The following is a 17,580-nucleotide window of genomic DNA, read 5'->3' as shown; positions in this document are numbered from 1 at the left end:
GCGGAGCAACCCGCCCGGCGATTGAGGGGCCATTGATGGGTCACCATCAACGGCCGTGGGTATGGCGGGCGCCGCGACGTCAGCGCAGGGCACGCGGGATGCGGAAGGGCAGCATCGCCTGCACCCAGGGGGCGCGGAAGCGGTCCAGGTCCAGGCTCTCATGCACCGCCGTCGCCGCTTCGCCGCAGAGCCGCGTCTCGATCACCGAGCGGGCATAGAAGGGCGCATCCTGCAGGGTCTGCACTACCCGCGGCGCCGGGCCGGGATCGGCGCGCGTCGGGCGGTCCAGCCACCAGCGGCTGCGCGGCAGGGCCGCGACCGGCGGCGCCGGCATGTCCTCGATGGCGCCCGAGGGATGGACGCGCAGCGCCAGGGACTGCGCGCTGCCGTCTCGGCGCACGACGTTGTAGAGCACGGCGGCACCCCGGCGGAGCGGGGCGCGGCACCAGTCCCAGCGGCGGAAATCCTCCTCCAGCGGCGCATCGCCGTCATTGCTGTCGAAATAGCCGGGCCCGGACCAGCGCAGCCGCGGCTGGTCGAGCTCCACCTCCACCCGCGCCGCCGCCGCGATGGGCCGCCAGCGGTGCCGTCCCGCGGCATCGAGGAGGAAGCCGCGATGGCCGGGCGCTTCCGGCCGCAGCCGGACGCGGCCGCGGACCGGGCGCGGGAGCGGCGCGGCGCTCTCCGCGAATTCCGCCGTCAGCACGTCGCCATCCCAGTGCAGGGCGCTCGGCCCGATCCGCAGGCTGGCATCGCTGCGGCCGAGCGCGGCGCTGCGCCGCTCGGTCATCGCCCAGCGGCGGGTCCCGCCATAGAGCGCGATGTTGAGCGCGCAATGCGCCGCCGGCTCCGCCTCCCGGCCGTTGCGCCGCGCCCAGGCATACCAGGGCGAGAAGACGCTGCCGATGAAGGCGATGATCGTCAGCCCGTGCCGCCCGTCATCGCTCAGCCCGTCGAGGTACCACCAGGCATAGCCGCGCGGCGGGACGGGCCGGTCGAACCGAGGTCCGCCCGCAGGCTCTCCGCCGCCTGACGGCCGGATAGCGCCGCCATCGGCACCCCCGCCCCCGGATGCGTGCTGCCGCCGCAGAGATACAGGCCCGGCAGCGCCGTCCGGGCGCCCGGACGCTGGAAGCTCGCCTGCCAGCCATGCAGCGCCCGGCCGTAGAGGGCCCCCCCCGTCGCCGGGAACAGCCGCTCGAATTCCGCCGGCGTGGTCATCGCCGTCGCCTTCGGCCGCAGGGTGAGGCCGCAGCGCCGCATCAGGCTGAAACTCGCCCTCTCGCATTCCTCGATCTCCGCTGGGGTGAAGGCGCGCCGGTCTCCGATGGGCGGCGCGTTGACGAGCAGCAGCAGCCGCTCCGGCCCGCCGGCCTGCCCGCCTCCATCCCTGGCCCCGGCATCGTCGCGGTCCTGCGCGCAGGCATAGACGGTGGGATGCGCGGGCAAGCGCTGCTGGTTGAAGATGCGGTCGAACTCGGCCGCATAGGCCGCGGAGAAGAACACCGTGTGCCGCGCCAGCGGGAAGCCCTCGGCCTCGGCCAGCATCGCCCAGGTGACGGCCGAGAGGGAGCGCTCGCCCCGCAGCGGCGCCGCGCGGGCCGGCGCGGCGCCGAACAGGCCGGCGGCGAGCGCGGCCAGGTCGGCGTTCAGGATGGCGGCGTCGACGGGCAGCCTTTCGCCATCGGCGAGTCGCAGGCCGGAGACGCGGCCGCCACCGACGAGGATCTCCGCCACCTCGGCGCCGTAGCGCAGCCGCGCCCCGCGGGCGGCGGCCAGGCCGGCCAGCGCCTCGGCCACCCGCTGCATACCGCCTTCGACCAGCCAGACCCCCTGCTGCTCCACATGCGCGATCAGCATCAGCGTCGCCGGCGCGAGAAAGGGCGAGGCGCCGCAATAGGTGGAGTAGCGCCCGAAGAGCTGGCGCAGCCGCGGGTCGCTGAAATGGTCGCCCAGGGCGCGCCAGAGCGTGGCGAAGGGCGAGACGCCCCAGAGCTCCGCCAGCCCGGCCGGCCAGGCGGCGGTGATCAGCGACAGCATGGACGGGCGCGGCGCGCGGATGAAGGGCCGTTCCAACGTGGACCAGATGCGGCGCGCGCGCTCGCAGAAGGCGAGGTAGCCCTGCGCCGCCGCCGGGCCGGCAAAGGCGCCGATCGCCTCGGCCGAGCGGTCGATATCGGCGTGGAGATCGAGCCGGCCGCCGCTGTCCCAGGCATGGCGCGCCAGCACCGCGGCCGGGCGCAGCGACACATGCTCGTCGAGGCTGGCGCCCGCCTCGCGGAAGATCTCCTCGAAGACCCAGCGCATGGTGAAGACCGTCGGGCCGGCATCGATGCGCGCATCGCCGAGCAGGACCTCGCGCATCTTGCCGCCGGGTGTCGCGGCGCGTTCCAGCACGACGACATCGAGCCCCCGCGCCGCGAGAGTGAGGGCCGCGACCAAGCCGCCGATGCCGGCGCCGATCACCGCGACGCGTTCGGTGCGCATGAGGAGGGCCCCGCAATTTGCGCTTGACTCATGTGTCAATAGAAGTTGACAGTCATAATCGTCAAACAAAAACGACAATCGCTGGCGGCCCGATCCGGGACACGCGGCGTAGCGGAGGGCGGCAATGGACGGCGTCACCCGGATCGAGCGCAGCCTTGAGACCGCGGTGGCGCGGGCCGAAGCCGACGACGCGCCGCCACGCCTCGCCGCCGCGCTGCGCCACGCCGTGTTTCCTCGAGGCGCCAGGGTGCGCCCGCGCCTCTGCCTCGCCGTCGCCGCGGCCTGCGGCGAGGATGCCCCGGTCCTGACCGACGCCGCCGCGGCCGCGATCGAGCTGCTGCACTGCGCGTCGCTGGTGCATGACGACCTGCCCTGCTTCGACGATGCCGCCGAACGGCGCGGCCGTCCGTCCGTGCATCGCGCCTTCGGCGTGCCGCTGGCCCTGCTGGCGGGCGATGCGCTGATCGTCCTCGCCTTCCAGACCCTGGCGCAGGGGGGCGACGGCGCTGCGGCGCGGCTGCCCGCGGTGTTGGCGGCGGTTGGGCAGGGCGTCGGGGTGCCGCATGGCATCGTCGCCGGGCAGTCCTGGGAATGCGAGCCGGTCGCCGCGCTCGAGGCCTATCACCGGCAGAAGACCGGCGCGCTCTTCGCGGCGGCGGCCGCGGCGGGCGCGGCCTGCGCCGGTGCGACCGAGCTGGCGCCCTGGCGGTGCTTCGGCGAGCGTCTCGGCGAGGCTTACCAGGCGGCGGACGACATCCGCGACGTGGTCGCCGATCCAGAGGAGCTGGGCAAGCCCGCGGGGCGCGATGCGGCGCTCGGCCGGCCGAGCCTTGCCCTGGCGCTGGGCATCCCGGCGGCGGTGCAGCGGCTTGAGGCGCTGGTGGCCGAGGCGGCGGCGACCATTCCCGCCTGTCATGGCGCCGCCGAGCTGCGTGCGCTCGTCCGCAGCGAGGCCCGGCGGCTGACGCCGCGCAGCCTCAGCCGCAGCGCGGCCTGAGCCGGCGGCATGGCCGCGCGGGTCATCGCCCCGTCCATGCTGCCGGGCGCGCTGGATCGCCTGCGCGACCTGCGCGAAGGGCTGGTGGCGAATCCGCGCTTCCGCCGCTGGGCGGCGCGCTTTCCGCTCACGCGGCCGGTGGCGCGGCGGCGGACGCGGGCGCTCTTCGATCTCTGCGCCGGCTTCGTCTATTCGCAGGTGCTGCTGGCCTGCGTGCGGCTGCGGCTCTGTGAGCTGCTGCGCGCCGAGGGGCCGATGGACGCCGCCGCCCTGGCGCCGCGCCTCGGCCTCGGCGAGGCGGCGGCGCAGCGGCTGCTCGGCGCGGCCGCCTCGCTGGGCCTGGTGGCGCGGCGGCGCGGCGGGCGCTTCGCGCTTGGCTCGCTCGGCGCGGCCCTGATCGACAATGCCGGGCTGGTGGCGATGGTGGAGCACCATGCGGCGCTCTACGCCGATCTGAGTGACCCGGTGGCGCTGCTGCGCGGCGAGCGGCACGGGGCGACGGATCTCGCGCGGCTCTGGCCCTATGCCGGGCGGGAGCGACCCGATGCGCTCGATGCCGAGGCGGTAGCGGCCTATTCCACGCTGATGGCGGCCTCCCAGGCGATGATCGCCGAGGAGGTCCTCGACGTCGCGCCGCTGCGCGCGCATCGCTGCCTGCTCGACCTGGGCGGCGGGGAGGGCGTGTTCCTGGCCGCCGCCGCCGCCCGCGCGCCGCATCTCCGGCTCCTGCTCTTCGACCTTCCGGCCGTGGCCGCGCGGGCGCGGGCCCGCTTCGCCCGGGCGGGGCTCGAAGGCCGGGCGAGCGCGATCGGCGGCGACTTCCTGCGCGACCCGCTGCCTGGCGGCGCCGACCTGATCTCGCTGGTGCGCGTGTTGCACGACCACGACGATGCCGCCGCCCTCGCCATCCTGCGGGCCGTGCGGCGGGCGCTGCCGCCGGGGGGCAGGCTGCTGCTCGCCGAGCCGATGGCAGGCACGCCGGAGGCTGAGCCCGCCGGCGAGGCGTATTTCGGCTTCTACCTGCTGGCGATGGGCCAGGGCCGGCCGCGTCGGCCAGAGGAGATCGACGGCCTGCTGCGTGCCGCCGGCTTCGCGCCGCCGCGCCTGCTGCACACCGGCACGCCGCTGCTGGTGCGGGTGATGCTGGCGAGGCTGGCGACATGAGGCCCGACCGATCGCGCCGATGTGGCAGGCCTCATCTGTCAGATAAAATTGACATAAAAATTAGTCATACTAAACTGACATACGTCAGCACGCGGAGTCCTGCCGTGGACGCCATGGCCGTGATCCTCGAAGAACCAGAGCGCCTGGCGCTCCGCCGGCTCAGCCTCTCGCCTCCGGGCGAGGCGGATGTGGTGGTCGAGGTCGCCTGGAGCGGCATCAGCACCGGCACGGAACGCCTTCTCTGGTCCGGCCGGATGCCGCCCTTCCCCGGCCTCGGCTACCCGTTGGTGCCCGGCTACGAATCGGTCGGCCGCGTCGCCGCCGCCGGGCCCTCCGCCGGGCTGCGGCCCGGCGATCCCGTCTTCGTCCCCGGTGCGCGCTGCTTCGGCGCGGTGCGCGGGCTGTTCGGCGGCGCTGCCTCGCGCCTCGTCCTGCCCGCGGCGCGCGCGATTCGCATCGAGGCCGGGCTCGGCGAGCAGGGCGTCCTGCTGGCGCTGGCGGCGACGGCCTGGCACGCGCTCTCAGCGCCACGCTGCCTGCCGCCCGATCTCGTCGTTGGGCACGGCGTGCTCGGGCGCCTGCTGGCGCGGCTCGCGCCGCTCGCCGGTGCCTCGCCGCCGGCGGTCTGGGAGCGCGATCCGGTCCGCGCCGCGGGCGCCGCGGGCTATGCCGTGCTGCAGCCGGAAGCGGATGAGCGGTGCGACTACCGCGCGATCTACGATGCGAGCGGCGATCCGGCCCTGCTGGACACGTTGATCGCGCGGCTGGCGCCGGGCGGCGAGGTGGTGCTCGCCGGCTTCTATGCCGAGCCGCTCCGCTTCGCCTTCCCGCCCGCTTTCCTGCGGGAGGCGCGCATCCGCGTCGCCGCGGAATGGAAGCCCGAGGATCTGCTCGCCGTCTCCCGGCTGGTGGCGGAGGGGCGGCTCTCGCTCGACGGCCTGATCACCCATCGCCGCGCCGCGAGCGAAGCCGAGGCGGCCTATCGCACCGCCTTCGGCGATTCCGCCTGCCTGAAGATGGTCCTGGACTGGAGAGGTACCGCATGAACGCACCCCTCGTCTCCGCCGGTTCGGCACAGCCGATGGCGAGCCTGCACGGGCGGCTGCGCGCGGAGGCGGCGCAGGCGCCCGCGCGGGTCGCGGACGGGCCGGCCTCCCGGACGACGCAGGTGATCGCCATCTACGGCAAGGGCGGCATCGGCAAATCCTTCACCCTGGCCAATCTCAGCTACATGCTCGCCCAGCAGGGCAAGCGGGTGCTGCTGATCGGCTGCGACCCGAAGAGCGACACGACCTCGCTGCTCTTCGGCGGACGGAGCTGCCCGACCATCATCGAGACCTCCTCGCGCAAGAAGGCGGCGGGCGAGGCGGTGCAGATCGGCGATGTCTGCTTCAAGCGCGACGGCGTTTTCGCCATGGAGCTCGGCGGGCCCGAGGTCGGGCGCGGCTGCGGCGGCCGCGGCATCATCCACGGCTTCGAGCTGCTGGAGAAGCTTGGCTTCCACGACTGGGGCTTCGACTACGTGCTGCTCGACTTCCTGGGCGACGTGGTCTGCGGCGGCTTCGGCCTGCCGATCGCGCGCGACATGTGCCAGAAGGTGATCGTCGTCGGGTCGAACGACCTGCAGTCGCTCTACGTGGCGAACAATGTCTGCTCGGCGGTCGAGTATTTCCGCCGGCTCGGCGGCAATGTCGGCGTGGCCGGCATGGTCGTGAACAAGGATGACGGCACCGGCGAGGCGCAGGCCTTCGCCCAGGCCGCCGGCATCCCGGTGCTGGCCGCGATCCCGGCCGACGAGGACATCCGCCGCAAGAGCGCCAATTATGAGATCATCGGCCGGCCGGGCGGGCGCTGGGCGCCGCTCTTCGACGCGCTCGGCCTGCGCGTGGCGGAGGCCCCGCCGCTGCGGCCGACGCCCCTGACCCAGGAGGCATTGCTCGGCCTCTTCTCGGGCGATGCGGTCGGCCGCGACGTGGTGCTGCAGCCCGCGACCATGGCGGATATGTGCGCCACGGAGACGCTGGCGCGCCCCTCGCTCGAGGTCGTCTACGAGGGAAGCGTCTGAATGAGCGACGTCCCACCCCCCGCGGCGCCCCCCACGCTGCCGCCGGGCGAGGGCTGCCATGGCGGTCGGGAGACCATGCAGGCCGCCGCCCGCGCCGCCGGCAAGAGCGCGGCGCTCGACCGGATGCTGGCCGACTATCCGCGCGGCCCGCACGACCAGCCGCAATCCATGTGCCCCGCCTTCGGCGCGCTGCGCGTTGGGCTGCGGATGCGCCGGGTCGCGACGATCCTCTCCGGCTCGGCCTGCTGCGTCTACGGCCTCACCTTCACCAGCCATTTCTACGGCGCGCGCCGCACGGTGGGTTACGTGCCCTTCAACTCGGAGACGCTCGTCACCGGCCGGCTGTTCGAGGACATCCGTGATGCGGTCCGGGCGAGCGCCCGGCCGGAGGAGCATGACGCGGTGGTGGTGATCAACCTCTGCGTCCCCACCGCCTCCGGCGTGCCGTTGGACCGGTTGCCGCGCCAGATCGACGGCGTGCGCATCATCGGCATCGACGTGCCCGGCTTCGGCGTGCCGACGCATGCCGAGGCGAAGGACGTGCTGGCGGGCGCCATGCTGCGGACGGCGCGGCTGGAGGCCGAGGCGGGGCCGGTGGCGCGGCCGCGCGACCGGCAGGAGGGCGAACCCCTGGTGGCGCCGATCGGCGAGCTGTTCCCGGCTGATCCGCCCGGCATCGCCGCGCTGCTGCGGCCCATGGGGCTCGGCCTGGCGCCGCCGCTGCCGGCCCGCGAGTGGCGCGATCTCTACGCCTCGCTCGATTGCGTCGCGGCCGCTGCGCTGCATCCCTTCTACACGGCGACGCTGCGCGAGTTCCGCGCCGCCGGGCGGCCGGTCATCGGCTCCGGCCCGGTGGGCGCCGAGGGCAGCGCCGCTTGGCTGGAGGCGATCGGCCGCGCTGCCGGCCTACCCGCCGCGCGCATCGGCGCGGCGACCGACCAGGCCGTCGCGGCGATTCGCGCCGCCCTGGCACGCCATCCGATCCAGGCGCGGGTGACGGTCTCCGGCTACGAGGGCTCCGAGCTGCTGGTCGCCAGGCTGCTGATCGAGGCCGGCGCCGAGGTGCCCTATATCGGCACCGCCCTGCCGCGCACCGAATGGAGCGAGCCGGATCGCACCTGGCTGGAGGCGCGGGGCGCGCATGTGCAGTACCGCGCCTCGCTGGAGCAGGACCTCGCGGCGATGCGCGAGGTGCGTCCCGACCTCGCCCTCGGCACCACGCCGCTGGTGCAGGCGGCCAAGGAGCAGGGCGTCCCGGCGCTCTATTTCACCAACATGGTCTCGGCCCGGCCGCTCTTCGGCCCCGCCGGCGCCGGCGCGCTGGCCGGCATCGTCGCGGCGCAGACGCGCCAGTCCGGCCGCTTCTCCCGCATGGTGTCCTTCTTCGAGGGCGTCGGCGCGCGCGATGCCGCGGGCTACGGCTTCGCCGGCAAGCCCGCCGATCCGCCCGGCTTCCGCGAGCGGCAGCGCAAGCTGCGCGCCATGCGGGTGAAGGCGGACGAGGCGGTGGGGAGCTGATGGCCATGCTCGTGCTCGATCACGACCGTGCCGGCGGCTATTGGGGCGCGGTCTACGCCTTCACCGCGCTGCGCGGGCTGCGCGTGGTGATCGACGGGCCGGTCGGCTGCGAGAACCTGCCGGTGACGGCGGTGCTGCACTACACGGATGCGTTGCCGCCGCATGAGCTGCCCATCGTGGTCACCGGCCTCGACGAGGATGCGCTTTCGCAGAACGGCACGGAGGGCGCGCTGCGGCGGGCCGCCGGCACCCAGGACCCGGACCTGCCGGCCGTCGTCGTCACCGGCTCCATCGCCGAGATGATCGGCGGCGGCGTCACGCCCGAGGGCAGCAACCTGCGCCGCTTCATCCCGCGCACCATCGACGAGGACCAGTGGCAGGCGGCCGACCGCGCCATCAACTGGCTCTGGACGGAGTTCGGCGACCGGCGCGGGAAGACCCGGCCGCGCACGCGCAAGCCCGGCGAGCCGCCGCGCGTCAATCTCATCGGGCCGATCTACGGCACCTTCAACATGCCCTCCGACCTCGCCGAGGTCCGCCGCCTGGTGGAGGGCATGGGCTGCGTGGTGAACCTCGTCTTCCCCCTCGGCAGCCATATCGAGGACATCGCCCGGCTGCCCGATGCCGACGTCAACATCTGCCTCTACCGCGAATTCGGGCGGCGGCTCTGCGAGACGCTGGAGCGGCCCTGGTTGATGGCGCCCATGGGCGTCTTCGCCACGACCAATTTCCTGCGCAAGCTGGGGGAGCTGACCGGCCTAGATCCGGAGCCCTTCATCGAGCGCGAGAAGCACACCACGCTGAAGGTCTTGTGGGACCTCTGGCGAAGTGTGACGCAGGACTTCTTCGCCAGCGCCGCCTTCGCGGTGGTGGCGACCGAGACCTATGAGCGCGGCCTGCGCCGGCTGCTGGAGGAGGAGCTCGGCATCCCCTGCGCCTTCTCCTTCGCCCGGCGGCCCGGGGAGAAGCCCGACAACGCGGCGGTGCGCCAGGCGATGCGCGACACGCCGCCGCTGGTGCTCTTCGGTTCCTACAACGAGCGCATGTACGCGGCCGAGCTGCGCAGCCGCGCCATCTACATCCCCGCCTCCTTCCCCGGCGCGATCATCCGGCGGAGCACCGGCACGCCCTTCATGGGCTATGCCGGCGCCGCCTATGTGGTGCAGGAATACTGCAACGCGCTCTTCGACGCGCTGTTCCACATCCTGCCGCTCGGCACCGAGCTCGATCGGATCGATCCCACGCCGGCACGCGTCGCGGAAAGCTGGGACGAGGCGGCTCTCGAGATGCTGGAGGAGCGGCTGCAGGCCGAGCCCTTCCTGCTGCGCATCTCCGCGGCCAAGCGCCTGCGCGAGCAAGCGGAGCGGAAGGCCCGTGCCGCCGGCGAGCGGCGCGTGACGGCCGAGAGCCTCGCCCGCTCGCTTCTCGAGGAGGGCGTGCCGTGAGCCGCCCTGGCCCCCGCCATCGTCCGCGACGCAGAGCGCTGCGACGATCCCGGCCGCACGGGACCCGCGCGGCAACGGCCGAGAGGCCAAATACCGAGAGGTGCCAGCATGTCTGACACAAGGGACAAGAAGGATGTCTCCTTGTCGGGGCTCACGGAGCCGGAGGCGAGGGAGTTCCACAGCATCTTCGTCACCAGCTTCATCGTCTTCACGGTGATCGCCATCATCGCCCACTTCCTGGTCTGGCAGTGGCGCCCGTGGCTGCCCGGGCCCGAGGGGTATCGCAGCTCGCTGCTGGATGGCGCGACCAGCGTGCTCTCGATGCTCACTTAGGGAGGGACAGACCATGTGGCGGATTTGGCTGCTTTTCGATCCGAGGCGGGCGCTGGTCGCGCTCTTCACCTTCCTGCTGGTCCTGGCGCTGCTGATCCACTTCATCCTGCTCAGCACCGACAGGTTCAACTGGTTGGAGGGAGCGCGTCGGACGGCCGCCCCCGGGGCCACGGCGGGACAGATGACCCCGCTGCCCGGACCGGCGCCGGGGACGACACGGTAGCGTCGTCGTCCCGACGAAACAGCGGGCGGGGCTCCCGGCCCCGCCCAAGGCCAGGGCGGCCGAGCGAAGGAGGATCGCGGCATGGCGATGCTGAGCTACGAGAGGAAGTACCGCGTCCGTGGCGGGACCCTGCTGGGGGGTGACCTGTTCGATTTCTGGGTCGGCCCCTTCTACGTCGGCTTCTTCGGCGTCACGACGATCTTCTTCAGCGCGCTCGGCACGGCGCTGATCCTGTACGGCGCCGCGATCCAGGGCACCTTCAATATCTGGCTGATCAACATCCCGCCGCCGGATCTCAGCTACGGCCTCGGCTTCGCGCCGCTCAAGGCCGGCGGGCTGTGGCAGGCGATCACGGTCTGCGCCATCGGCGCCTTCTGCTCCTGGGCGCTGCGGCAGGCCGAGATCGCCCGCAAGCTGGCCATGGGATACCACATCCCGGTCGCCTTCAGCGTCGCCATCCTGGCCTATGTCACGCTCGTGGTGGTGCGGCCGGTGCTGATGGGCGGCTGGGGGCACGGCTTCCCCTATGGCATCTGGAGCCACCTCGATTGGGTTTCCAACGTCGGCTACCAGTATCTGCACTTCCACTACAATCCCGCGCACATGATCGCGGTGACCTTCTTCTTCACCACGACCTTTGCGCTCTCGCTGCACGCCTCGCTGGTCCTCGCCGCGCTGAACCCGAAGAAGGGCGAGCCGGTGAAGACGGCGGAGCACGAGAACACCTTCTACCGCGATGTCATCGGCTACTCGGTCGGTACGCTCGGCATCCACCGCCTCGGCCTGTTCCTGGCGCTGAGCGCCGGTGTCTGGAGCGCGGTGTGCATCGTCATCAGCGGCCCGTTCTGGACCCGAGGCTGGCCGGAATGGTGGGGCTGGTGGCTGCGCCTGCCGATCTGGAGCTGAGGCGGTACGGGAGGCGACACCAGCTGGGCTGAGAAGCGCGGACAGGAGATCCGCCGGAGGAGGGGCGTACGCCATGAGTTATGAGTACCAGAACCTCTTCACCCGCGTTCAGGTGCGCGGGCCCGCTTATTCCGGGGTGCCGATCGCGCGGGTGGACGAGCCGCGCGGCGGCCAGGCCTCCTTCTCGCATCTCCTCGGGCGGATCGGCGACGCGCAGGTCGGGCCGATCTATCTCGGGTGGCTCGGATTGATGTCGCTGATCTGCGGCTTCGTCGCCATCGAGATCATCGGCCTCAACATGTGGGCGTCGGTGAACTGGGACCCGGTGCAGTTCATCCGCCAGCTTCCCTGGCTGGCGCTCGAGCCGCCGGCGCCGCATTGGGGGCTTCGCCTGCCACCCTTGCAGGAAGGGGGCTGGTGGCTGATGGCCGGCTTCTTCCTCACGCTGTCGATCCTGCTGTGGTGGCTGCGGGTGTACCAGCGCTCGCGCCAGCTCGGCCTCGGCACGCATACGGCCTGGGCCTTCGCTGCGGCGATCTGGCTCTACCTGGTGCTGGGCTTCATCCGGCCGCTGCTGATGGGCAGCTGGGGAGAGGCGGTGCCCTTCGGCATCTTCCCGCATCTCGACTGGACCGCGGCCTTCTCCATCCGTTACGGCAATCTCTTCTACAACCCGTTCCACGCTCTCTCGATCGTCTTCCTCTATGGCTCGACCCTGCTCTTCGCCATGCATGGCGCGACCATCCTCGCCGCCGGGCGGTTCGGCTCCGAGCGGGAGGTCGAGCAGGTGATCGACCGGGGAACCGCGCATGAGCGCTGCGCCCTCTTCTGGCGCTGGACCATGGGCTTCAATGCGAGCTTCGAGAGCATCCATCGCTGGGCCTGGTGGTTCGCCGTGCTGTGCCCGCTGACGGGCGGCATCGGCATCCTGCTGACCGGCACGGTGGTCGACAACTGGTACCTGTGGGCGATCAAGCACGGCTATGCGCCGGCCTATCCCGCCGTCTGGCCGCATGTCGCCGATCCGGCACTGACGACGGGAGCAGCGCGATGAACGGCTTCGGCAGGAATTTCGTGCTCGGCTTCTCGTCCTCGGTGGCGGCGCTGGTCATCCTGGCCATCGTGCTCACCACCTTCGAGCGGCCGCCGGTGGAGTCGGTGCAGCGCGGCTTCCGCGGCACGGGCATGGAGCTGGTCTACAACCCGCGAACGGTGGCAGCGAACCTTGCCGCCGTACAATTGCCGGAGGTACTCGATCCAGCTGACAATGACGGGCCGCGCGCTTCCGAGATCTACGAGAACGTCAAGGTCCTGGGGGGGCTTTCGAACGCCCAGTTCCTGCGGGTGATGCAGGCGATGACGAACTGGGTCGCGCCCGACGATTCCCTGCCCAACGGCGGCTGCAACTATTGCCACAACCCGGAAAACCTGGCTGCGGACGACCGCTACACCAAGATCGTCTCCCGCCGGATGCTGCAGATGGTGCACCGGATCAACAGCACCTGGCAGTCGCATGTCGGGGAGACGGGCGTAACCTGCTATACCTGCCATCGTGGGCAGCCCGTGCCGGCGGCGGTCTGGTCCACCATGCCGGCGCAGGGCCGCACGACGGGCCTGCTGGAATCCTCGACGGGCCAGAACCTCGCGGCACCTTCGGTCGGCCTCACCTCGCTGCCCTATGACGTGTTCACGCCCTTCCTGCTGCAGGATCACGAGATCCGCGTGCTGACGCGCCCGGATGCCGCCGCCGCGCAGCGCAGCTCCATCAAGCAGACCGAATGGACCTATGGGCTGATGGTGCACTTCGCCGAGTCCCTCGGCGTGAACTGCACTTATTGCCACAACAGCCGCGCCTTCTGGGACTGGGACGAGAGCAGCCCGCCGCGGGCGACGGCCTGGCACGGCATACGCATGCTGCGCGACGTCAACGGCAACTACATCGAGCCGCTGCGGGATGTCATGCCGCCGGAGCGCCACGGGCCGCTGGGCGACGCGTTGAAGGCGAACTGCTCGACCTGCCATCGCGGCGCCTACAAGCCCCTCTACGGCGCCCCGATGCTGCGCGATTATCCAGAGCTGCGAGAGGTGCAGGAGAACGCCGCGCAGTGAGCATACCCAGCCACGGCATTGCCGCTGCTGGGATGCTCCAGGAGGGCCCGCGGGACGGCGCCGCGCGCCTGGCCGGGAGACACGCCGCAACGCGTCGCTACCAGCCAGAGGAAGGTTGCATGAAGCGGGCCATATTGACGATCGGGATCGCCCTCGGCGCTATACATAGCCTCCCCGCGGCGGCGCAGGATGCGGCCGCAGGACAACGCGTGTTCAGCCAGTGCCGTGTCTGCCACGTCATCGAAGACAATGGCCGCAATGGCGTCGGCCCCAACCTGCACGGCGTGGTGGGCCGGAAGGCCGCCAGCGTCGCAAGCTATTCCTATTCACCCGCCATGAAGGCCAAGGGTGAGGAAGGATGGATCTGGACTGAGGAGAACCTGAACACCTACCTTGAGAATCCACGCGGCGTCGTGCCTGGCACAAAGATGTCCTTCCCGGGGCTGAAGGATGAGACGCAGCGGAAGAATGTAATTGCCTTTCTGAAATCGCAGGGGTGAAGCGCCTCCAATTGCTGCGAGCCAGGCGCAGTTCGAGAGGAGACCTCGCGCTTCTGCCTCAGTGATCCACTACGCGCCGGTGGCCCGGCGAGTTCGTGAGTGCGGCCTGATCGATCGGGCATCCGTCGCAGAGTTGGGCCACCGGCGGCACATCTGGCCTAAGCTCGCCGTCGTCACCCACGCCCACACGCATCTCATCCTCAGGGCGGTGCCGGGGGAGAACGGCTCAAGCCCGGATTCCCCCGACGTCACTCCAGCCACACGGCCCTCGGCGATGTGGGCTACCGCGCGATGCAGCGTGGTTCTCGAACGCTCTCTACAATCGGCGCCGGCACGCCGAGAGCGGCTTCGGCCGGTACAGGCGCCGCCTCGGCTTGGCCCTGACCGCGCGCGGAGACGAGGCTCGCAAACTCGCTCTCCGCCTTCTCACGTACAGCCTCATGCTTCTCGCCGAGCCGGCATAAGCCTTTCACCGGCAACCTTGAAAAACCTTCGCTTTTCAAGGAATGGGCAGCTTATGCGGGAAGCGGCGACAGCTTATGGTTGAACGCGCAGCAAGACCTTGCCTGGTCCTTCAACTCCGACCGTAGGTGTCCTCGATGCGAACGATGTCGTCCTCGCCGAGATAGGCGCCGGACTGCACCTCGATGAGGGTCAGCGGGATCATGCCCGGATTCTCGAGCCGGTGGATGCAGCCGAGCGGCAGGTAGATGCTCTCGTTCTCCCGCAGCAGATGCGATTCGGCATCCCGCTGCACCACGGCGGTGCCGTTCACCACCACCCAGTGCTCGGCGCGGTGGAAATGCTTCTGCAGCGAGAGCTTCTGGCCCGGGCGGACCTGGATCTTCTTCACCTGGAAGCGGTCGCCCTGGATCAGCCCCTCGTAATGCCCCCAGGGGCGGTAGATGCGGCGATGCTCGGTTGCCTCCTTGCGGCCGGCGGCGCGCAGCTTCTCGACCAGCAGCTTCACGTCCTGCGCCCGGCTGCGCGGCATCACCAGCACCGCGTCCTCGGTGGTCACCACCACCGTGTCCTTCAGCCCGACGATGCCGGTGAGGATGCCCTCGGAGCGGACATAGCAGCCGTCGCTGTCGACCATCTCGACCGGGCCCTGCGCCACGTTGCCGCGCGCGTCCTTCTCCGAGGCGTCCCACATCGCGGCCCAGGAGCCGAGATCGGACCAGCCGAGATCGGCCGGCACCACCGCGGCGAGGGTGGTCTTCTCCATCACCGCATAATCGATGGAGATCGCCGGCGCCGCCTTGAAGGCCGTGGCGCCGAGCCGGACGAAGCCGAGGTCGCGCTGCGCGGCGGCGAGCGAGGCCTTGACGCTGCCGAGCACTTCCGGCGCGTAGCGCTTCAGCTCGGCGACCAGCGTCGCGGCGGTGGCGACGAACATGCCGCTGTTCCAGAGATGCCGGCGGCCGGAGACGAAATCCGCGGCCCGTTGCGCACTCGGCTTCTCGACGAAGCGCGCCACCGAATGCACGCCCGGCACCCCGGCGAGCGCGGCGCCCACCTCGATATAGCCGTAGCCGGTCTCGGGCGCCGTCGGCTTCATCCCGAAGGTGACGATCAGCCCGGCGCGGGCCGCCTCGACCGCTTGGTCGAGCGCCTCATGCAGCGCCGGCAGATCGGCGATGGCTGCATCGGCGGCCATCAGCCAGAGCACCGCATCCGGGTTCTCGGCGGCCTGCAGCAGGGCGGCGGCGGCAATCGCCGGGGCGCTGTTGCGGCCCGCCGGCTCGAGCAGGATGCGCGCGCCCTCGATCTCCGCCTCGCGCAGCTGCTCGGCGACGAGGAAGCGGTGCGCCTCGTTGCAGACGACCATGGGCGGCGCGAAATCCGCACCGGTCGCGCGCGACGCCGTCTCCTGCAGCATGGTCCGGGCCGAGACCAGCGGCCAGAACTGCTTCGGATAGCCCTCGCGCGAGAGGGGCCAGAGCCGGGTGCCCGTACCACCCGAAAGGATCACCGGAACGATCACTGCTGAGCCGCCCTTCGTATCTGGAGCCCACCCGAACAAGCGCCCGGAAGCAGGCGAGAGTTGGGCCATGCTGCGCCGCGGCCGCGGCACCTGGCTCTCCCTAATAATTTTCTACGAACAGAATCCTACTCAACCAAAGCATCAAAATCCGCTGGTGACTGTCCGGCCGCGACGGCGTCGATCAGCCTAATCAGATCCGGTAGGCAGCGGGAATGAAGATCGTAGTGATCGAGGATGCTGCGTCGCGCCGCGGCCCGCAGCGGAAGGTAGGCCTCGGGCCGGGCCAGCGCCCGCACCACCGCCGCCGCCACCTGCTCAGGCGAATGGAAATCGACCAGGAGGCCGTTGCGACCATCCTCGATGACCTCCTGCACCGGCGGCGTGGCGGAGCCGATGACCAGGCACTCATTCGCCATGGCTTCCAGCATCGACCAGGACAGCACGAAGGGATAGGTCAGGTAGACATGCGCCGAGGAGAGGCCGAGCAAGGCCTGCAGTTCGGCATGCGGGATCTTGCCGGTGAAATGCACCCGCGAGAGGTCGAGCCGGTCGCCGAGCTCGGCCAGCATCACCTCCCGCCAGGTGGCGCCGCCCTCGCGTGGCCGACTGCCGTAATGCGGCTCGTCGCCGCCGACCAGCACCACCTGGGCAGCGGGCCGCTCCGCGAGGATCGCCGGCAGCGCCCGCATGAAGGTCGGGAAGCCGCGATAGGGTTCGAGCCCGCGGCCGACGAAGGTCACCACCTCGTCGCCCGGCCGCAGCACGGCGCCGTTCGGCAGGCGGAAGCGGGGGTCCGGCAGACGCCGGATGGTCCCGGTGTCGATGCCCTCATGCACCACGGAGAGGCGCTGCCGCGCCCAGCCGGGGAAGCGGCTCGCCTGCCAGCGCGTCGCCGTATGTCCCCAATCCGAAGCCTGCAGGCAGAGCAGGTGATTGGCGTTCAGCATCCGGATCCGGCAGGCATCGTCGATCGGCAGCGGCTGACCGGGCGGATCGAAGCCGACATCCCCGCCGGCGGCGGCGTAGTAGAACTCGTAGTAGTAGAGCATGCGCGCATCCGCCCAGACATCACGCAGGAAGAGGCCTTCGCCCCAGCCGGGATGGCAGCAGACCAGGTCGGGGGTGAAGCCGTGCTCCTTCAGCGCGAGGCAGGCGCGGGCGACCTGCTGCCCGCGATAGGTGGCGTTCTCCAGCCGGCGCAGGTAGCGATGCGTGCCCTCCTGCCCCGTTGCCGGCGGCTTGTAGCGGACATGCCGGACGCCAGGCAGTGTCTCCCCGGCCGTCTCGGACAGGGCCAGCACCTGCACCCCCGGGCGGCGCGCCAGGGCCGGCGCCACATGGCGGTACTGCGCCGGGAAATTCTGGTGGACGAACAGAACCCGCATCCGGCCTGGCCTTGCAGATAGAAAACTCACCCCTGTGTAAAAGGTAAAAGTTGATCGAAAGACTCCGCGGCCAGAGCACGCAGCGGCGGACTGGCCGCCCGGCCGCACTTTTACGCGGGCATCGGAACGCCGTGCTGCGCCGGTCATTAGCCTCGACACATGCAGCCCGCCTTCGACCGGACCGATTGGTCTGTCCTCTCCACGCTTCTCCGCATGGCCCAGCGCGATGGCTGGCGTGTGGAGTTCGCCACCGACCGCATCCTGGTCTCGAGCCGTCGAGCCCCGGAGGGAGTCATTCGCCTGCCCGCCAATCTGATGCGGCATGCCCGCAGCTGCGGCTGGCAGGCGGCGATCCGCACCGGCGAGATCTCGCTACGGCATCCTTCGGTGCGGCAGGGCGTGACCTTGCGGCTGCAGAACGGGGGGCGGCGCGACCCGCATCCGTGATCGCGAGGCCTGGG

The 17,580-nt window shown here is 71.1% G+C and carries 17 protein-coding genes; 13 read left to right on the top strand and 4 right to left on the bottom strand.

The window, feature by feature from the left end; genetic code table 11:
• Positions 1-79 precede the first annotated feature (79 nt).
• Together HJG45_RS16295 and crtD are read right to left on the bottom strand one after the other, a co-directional pair.
• On the bottom strand, positions 80-790 hold the full coding sequence (locus HJG45_RS16295; protein ID WP_254452553.1) for a carotenoid 1,2-hydratase: 711 nt from the start codon (positions 788-790) through the stop codon (positions 80-82).
• Positions 791-945: 155 nt separating this feature from the next.
• Positions 946-2,487, bottom strand: a complete 1,542-nt coding sequence (gene crtD, locus HJG45_RS16290; protein ID WP_171613143.1) for a 1-hydroxycarotenoid 3,4-desaturase CrtD — start codon at positions 2,485-2,487, stop codon at positions 946-948.
• 124 nt (positions 2,488-2,611) lie between these two features.
• On the opposite strand from crtD, the gene HJG45_RS16285 reads away from it, so the two are divergent.
• The 12 genes from HJG45_RS16285 to HJG45_RS16230 all read left to right on the top strand — a co-directional run bounded on the left by HJG45_RS16285 (position 2,612) and on the right by HJG45_RS16230 (position 13,747).
• The gene (locus HJG45_RS16285) at positions 2,612-3,484 is read left to right on the top strand and encodes a polyprenyl synthetase family protein (protein WP_171613142.1); all 873 of its coding nucleotides are present in this window, start codon (positions 2,612-2,614) and stop codon (positions 3,482-3,484) included.
• A gap of 9 nt (positions 3,485-3,493) precedes the next feature.
• Positions 3,494-4,648 carry a methyltransferase gene (locus tag HJG45_RS16280; RefSeq protein ID WP_171613141.1) on the top strand — a complete coding sequence of 385 codons (1,155 nt, stop codon included), beginning with the start codon at positions 3,494-3,496 and terminating at the stop codon, positions 4,646-4,648.
• A gap of 104 nt (positions 4,649-4,752) precedes the next feature.
• A complete protein-coding gene (bchC, locus tag HJG45_RS16275) occupies positions 4,753-5,694 on the top strand; it encodes a chlorophyll synthesis pathway protein BchC (RefSeq protein WP_171613140.1) in 942 nt (313 codons plus the stop codon).
• Positions 5,691-6,713, top strand: a complete 1,023-nt coding sequence (locus tag HJG45_RS16270; RefSeq protein WP_254452552.1) for a chlorophyllide a reductase iron protein subunit X — start codon at positions 5,691-5,693, stop codon at positions 6,711-6,713. The genes bchC and HJG45_RS16270 overlap by 4 nt, the downstream gene beginning before the upstream one ends.
• Positions 6,714-8,231 (top strand): chlorophyllide a reductase subunit Y, encoded by a 1,518-nt coding sequence (bchY, locus tag HJG45_RS16265; RefSeq protein ID WP_171613139.1) that lies wholly within the window; start codon positions 6,714-6,716, stop codon positions 8,229-8,231. It abuts the gene before it with no gap.
• A gap of 5 nt (positions 8,232-8,236) precedes the next feature.
• Complete coding sequence (bchZ, locus tag HJG45_RS16260) at positions 8,237-9,676, top strand: chlorophyllide a reductase subunit Z (RefSeq protein WP_171613138.1); 1,440 nt, start codon at positions 8,237-8,239, stop codon at positions 9,674-9,676.
• A 141-nt stretch (positions 9,677-9,817) separates the two neighbouring features.
• On the top strand, positions 9,818-10,009 hold the full coding sequence (pufB, locus tag HJG45_RS16255) for a light-harvesting antenna LH1, beta subunit (RefSeq protein WP_408902022.1): 192 nt from the start codon (positions 9,818-9,820) through the stop codon (positions 10,007-10,009).
• A 13-nt stretch (positions 10,010-10,022) separates the two neighbouring features.
• Positions 10,023-10,232, top strand: coding sequence for a light-harvesting antenna LH1, alpha subunit (gene pufA, locus HJG45_RS16250; protein ID WP_171613136.1), 210 nt, complete (start codon positions 10,023-10,025; stop codon positions 10,230-10,232).
• Between the two features lie 81 nt (positions 10,233-10,313).
• A complete protein-coding gene (gene pufL / locus HJG45_RS16245; RefSeq protein WP_171613135.1) occupies positions 10,314-11,138 on the top strand; it encodes a photosynthetic reaction center subunit L in 825 nt (274 codons plus the stop codon).
• Between the two features lie 73 nt (positions 11,139-11,211).
• Complete coding sequence (gene pufM / locus HJG45_RS16240; protein ID WP_171613134.1) at positions 11,212-12,192, top strand: photosynthetic reaction center subunit M; 981 nt, start codon at positions 11,212-11,214, stop codon at positions 12,190-12,192.
• The gene (gene pufC / locus HJG45_RS16235) at positions 12,189-13,247 is read left to right on the top strand and encodes a photosynthetic reaction center cytochrome PufC (protein ID WP_171613133.1); all 1,059 of its coding nucleotides are present in this window, start codon (positions 12,189-12,191) and stop codon (positions 13,245-13,247) included. The genes pufM and pufC overlap by 4 nt, the downstream gene beginning before the upstream one ends.
• A 119-nt stretch (positions 13,248-13,366) precedes the next feature.
• Positions 13,367-13,747, top strand: coding sequence for a cytochrome c family protein (locus tag HJG45_RS16230; RefSeq protein WP_171613132.1), 381 nt, complete (start codon positions 13,367-13,369; stop codon positions 13,745-13,747).
• Between the two features lie 574 nt (positions 13,748-14,321).
• On the opposite strand, the gene HJG45_RS16225 is transcribed toward HJG45_RS16230, so the two are convergent.
• Together HJG45_RS16225 and HJG45_RS16220 are read right to left on the bottom strand one after the other, a co-directional pair.
• Positions 14,322-15,722: a mannose-1-phosphate guanylyltransferase/mannose-6-phosphate isomerase gene (locus HJG45_RS16225; RefSeq protein ID WP_368040613.1), complete on the bottom strand. Its 1,401-nt coding sequence runs from the start codon at positions 15,720-15,722 to the stop codon at positions 14,322-14,324.
• Positions 15,723-15,859: 137 nt separating this feature from the next.
• Entirely contained in the window at positions 15,860-17,119 is a 1,260-nt protein-coding gene (locus HJG45_RS16220) for a glycosyltransferase (protein WP_171613131.1), read from the bottom strand.
• 159 nt (positions 17,120-17,278) lie between these two features.
• On the opposite strand from HJG45_RS16220, the gene HJG45_RS16215 reads away from it, so the two are divergent.
• The gene (locus HJG45_RS16215; RefSeq protein ID WP_171613130.1) at positions 17,279-17,566 is read left to right on the top strand and encodes a hypothetical protein; all 288 of its coding nucleotides are present in this window, start codon (positions 17,279-17,281) and stop codon (positions 17,564-17,566) included.
• Positions 17,567-17,580: the final 14 nt, after the last annotated feature.

This window comes from Roseicella sp. DB1501, assembly GCF_013112485.1.
Classification (GTDB): domain Bacteria; phylum Pseudomonadota; class Alphaproteobacteria; order Acetobacterales; family Acetobacteraceae; genus Paracraurococcus.
This window is presented reverse-complemented; position numbering and strand designations above follow the sequence as displayed.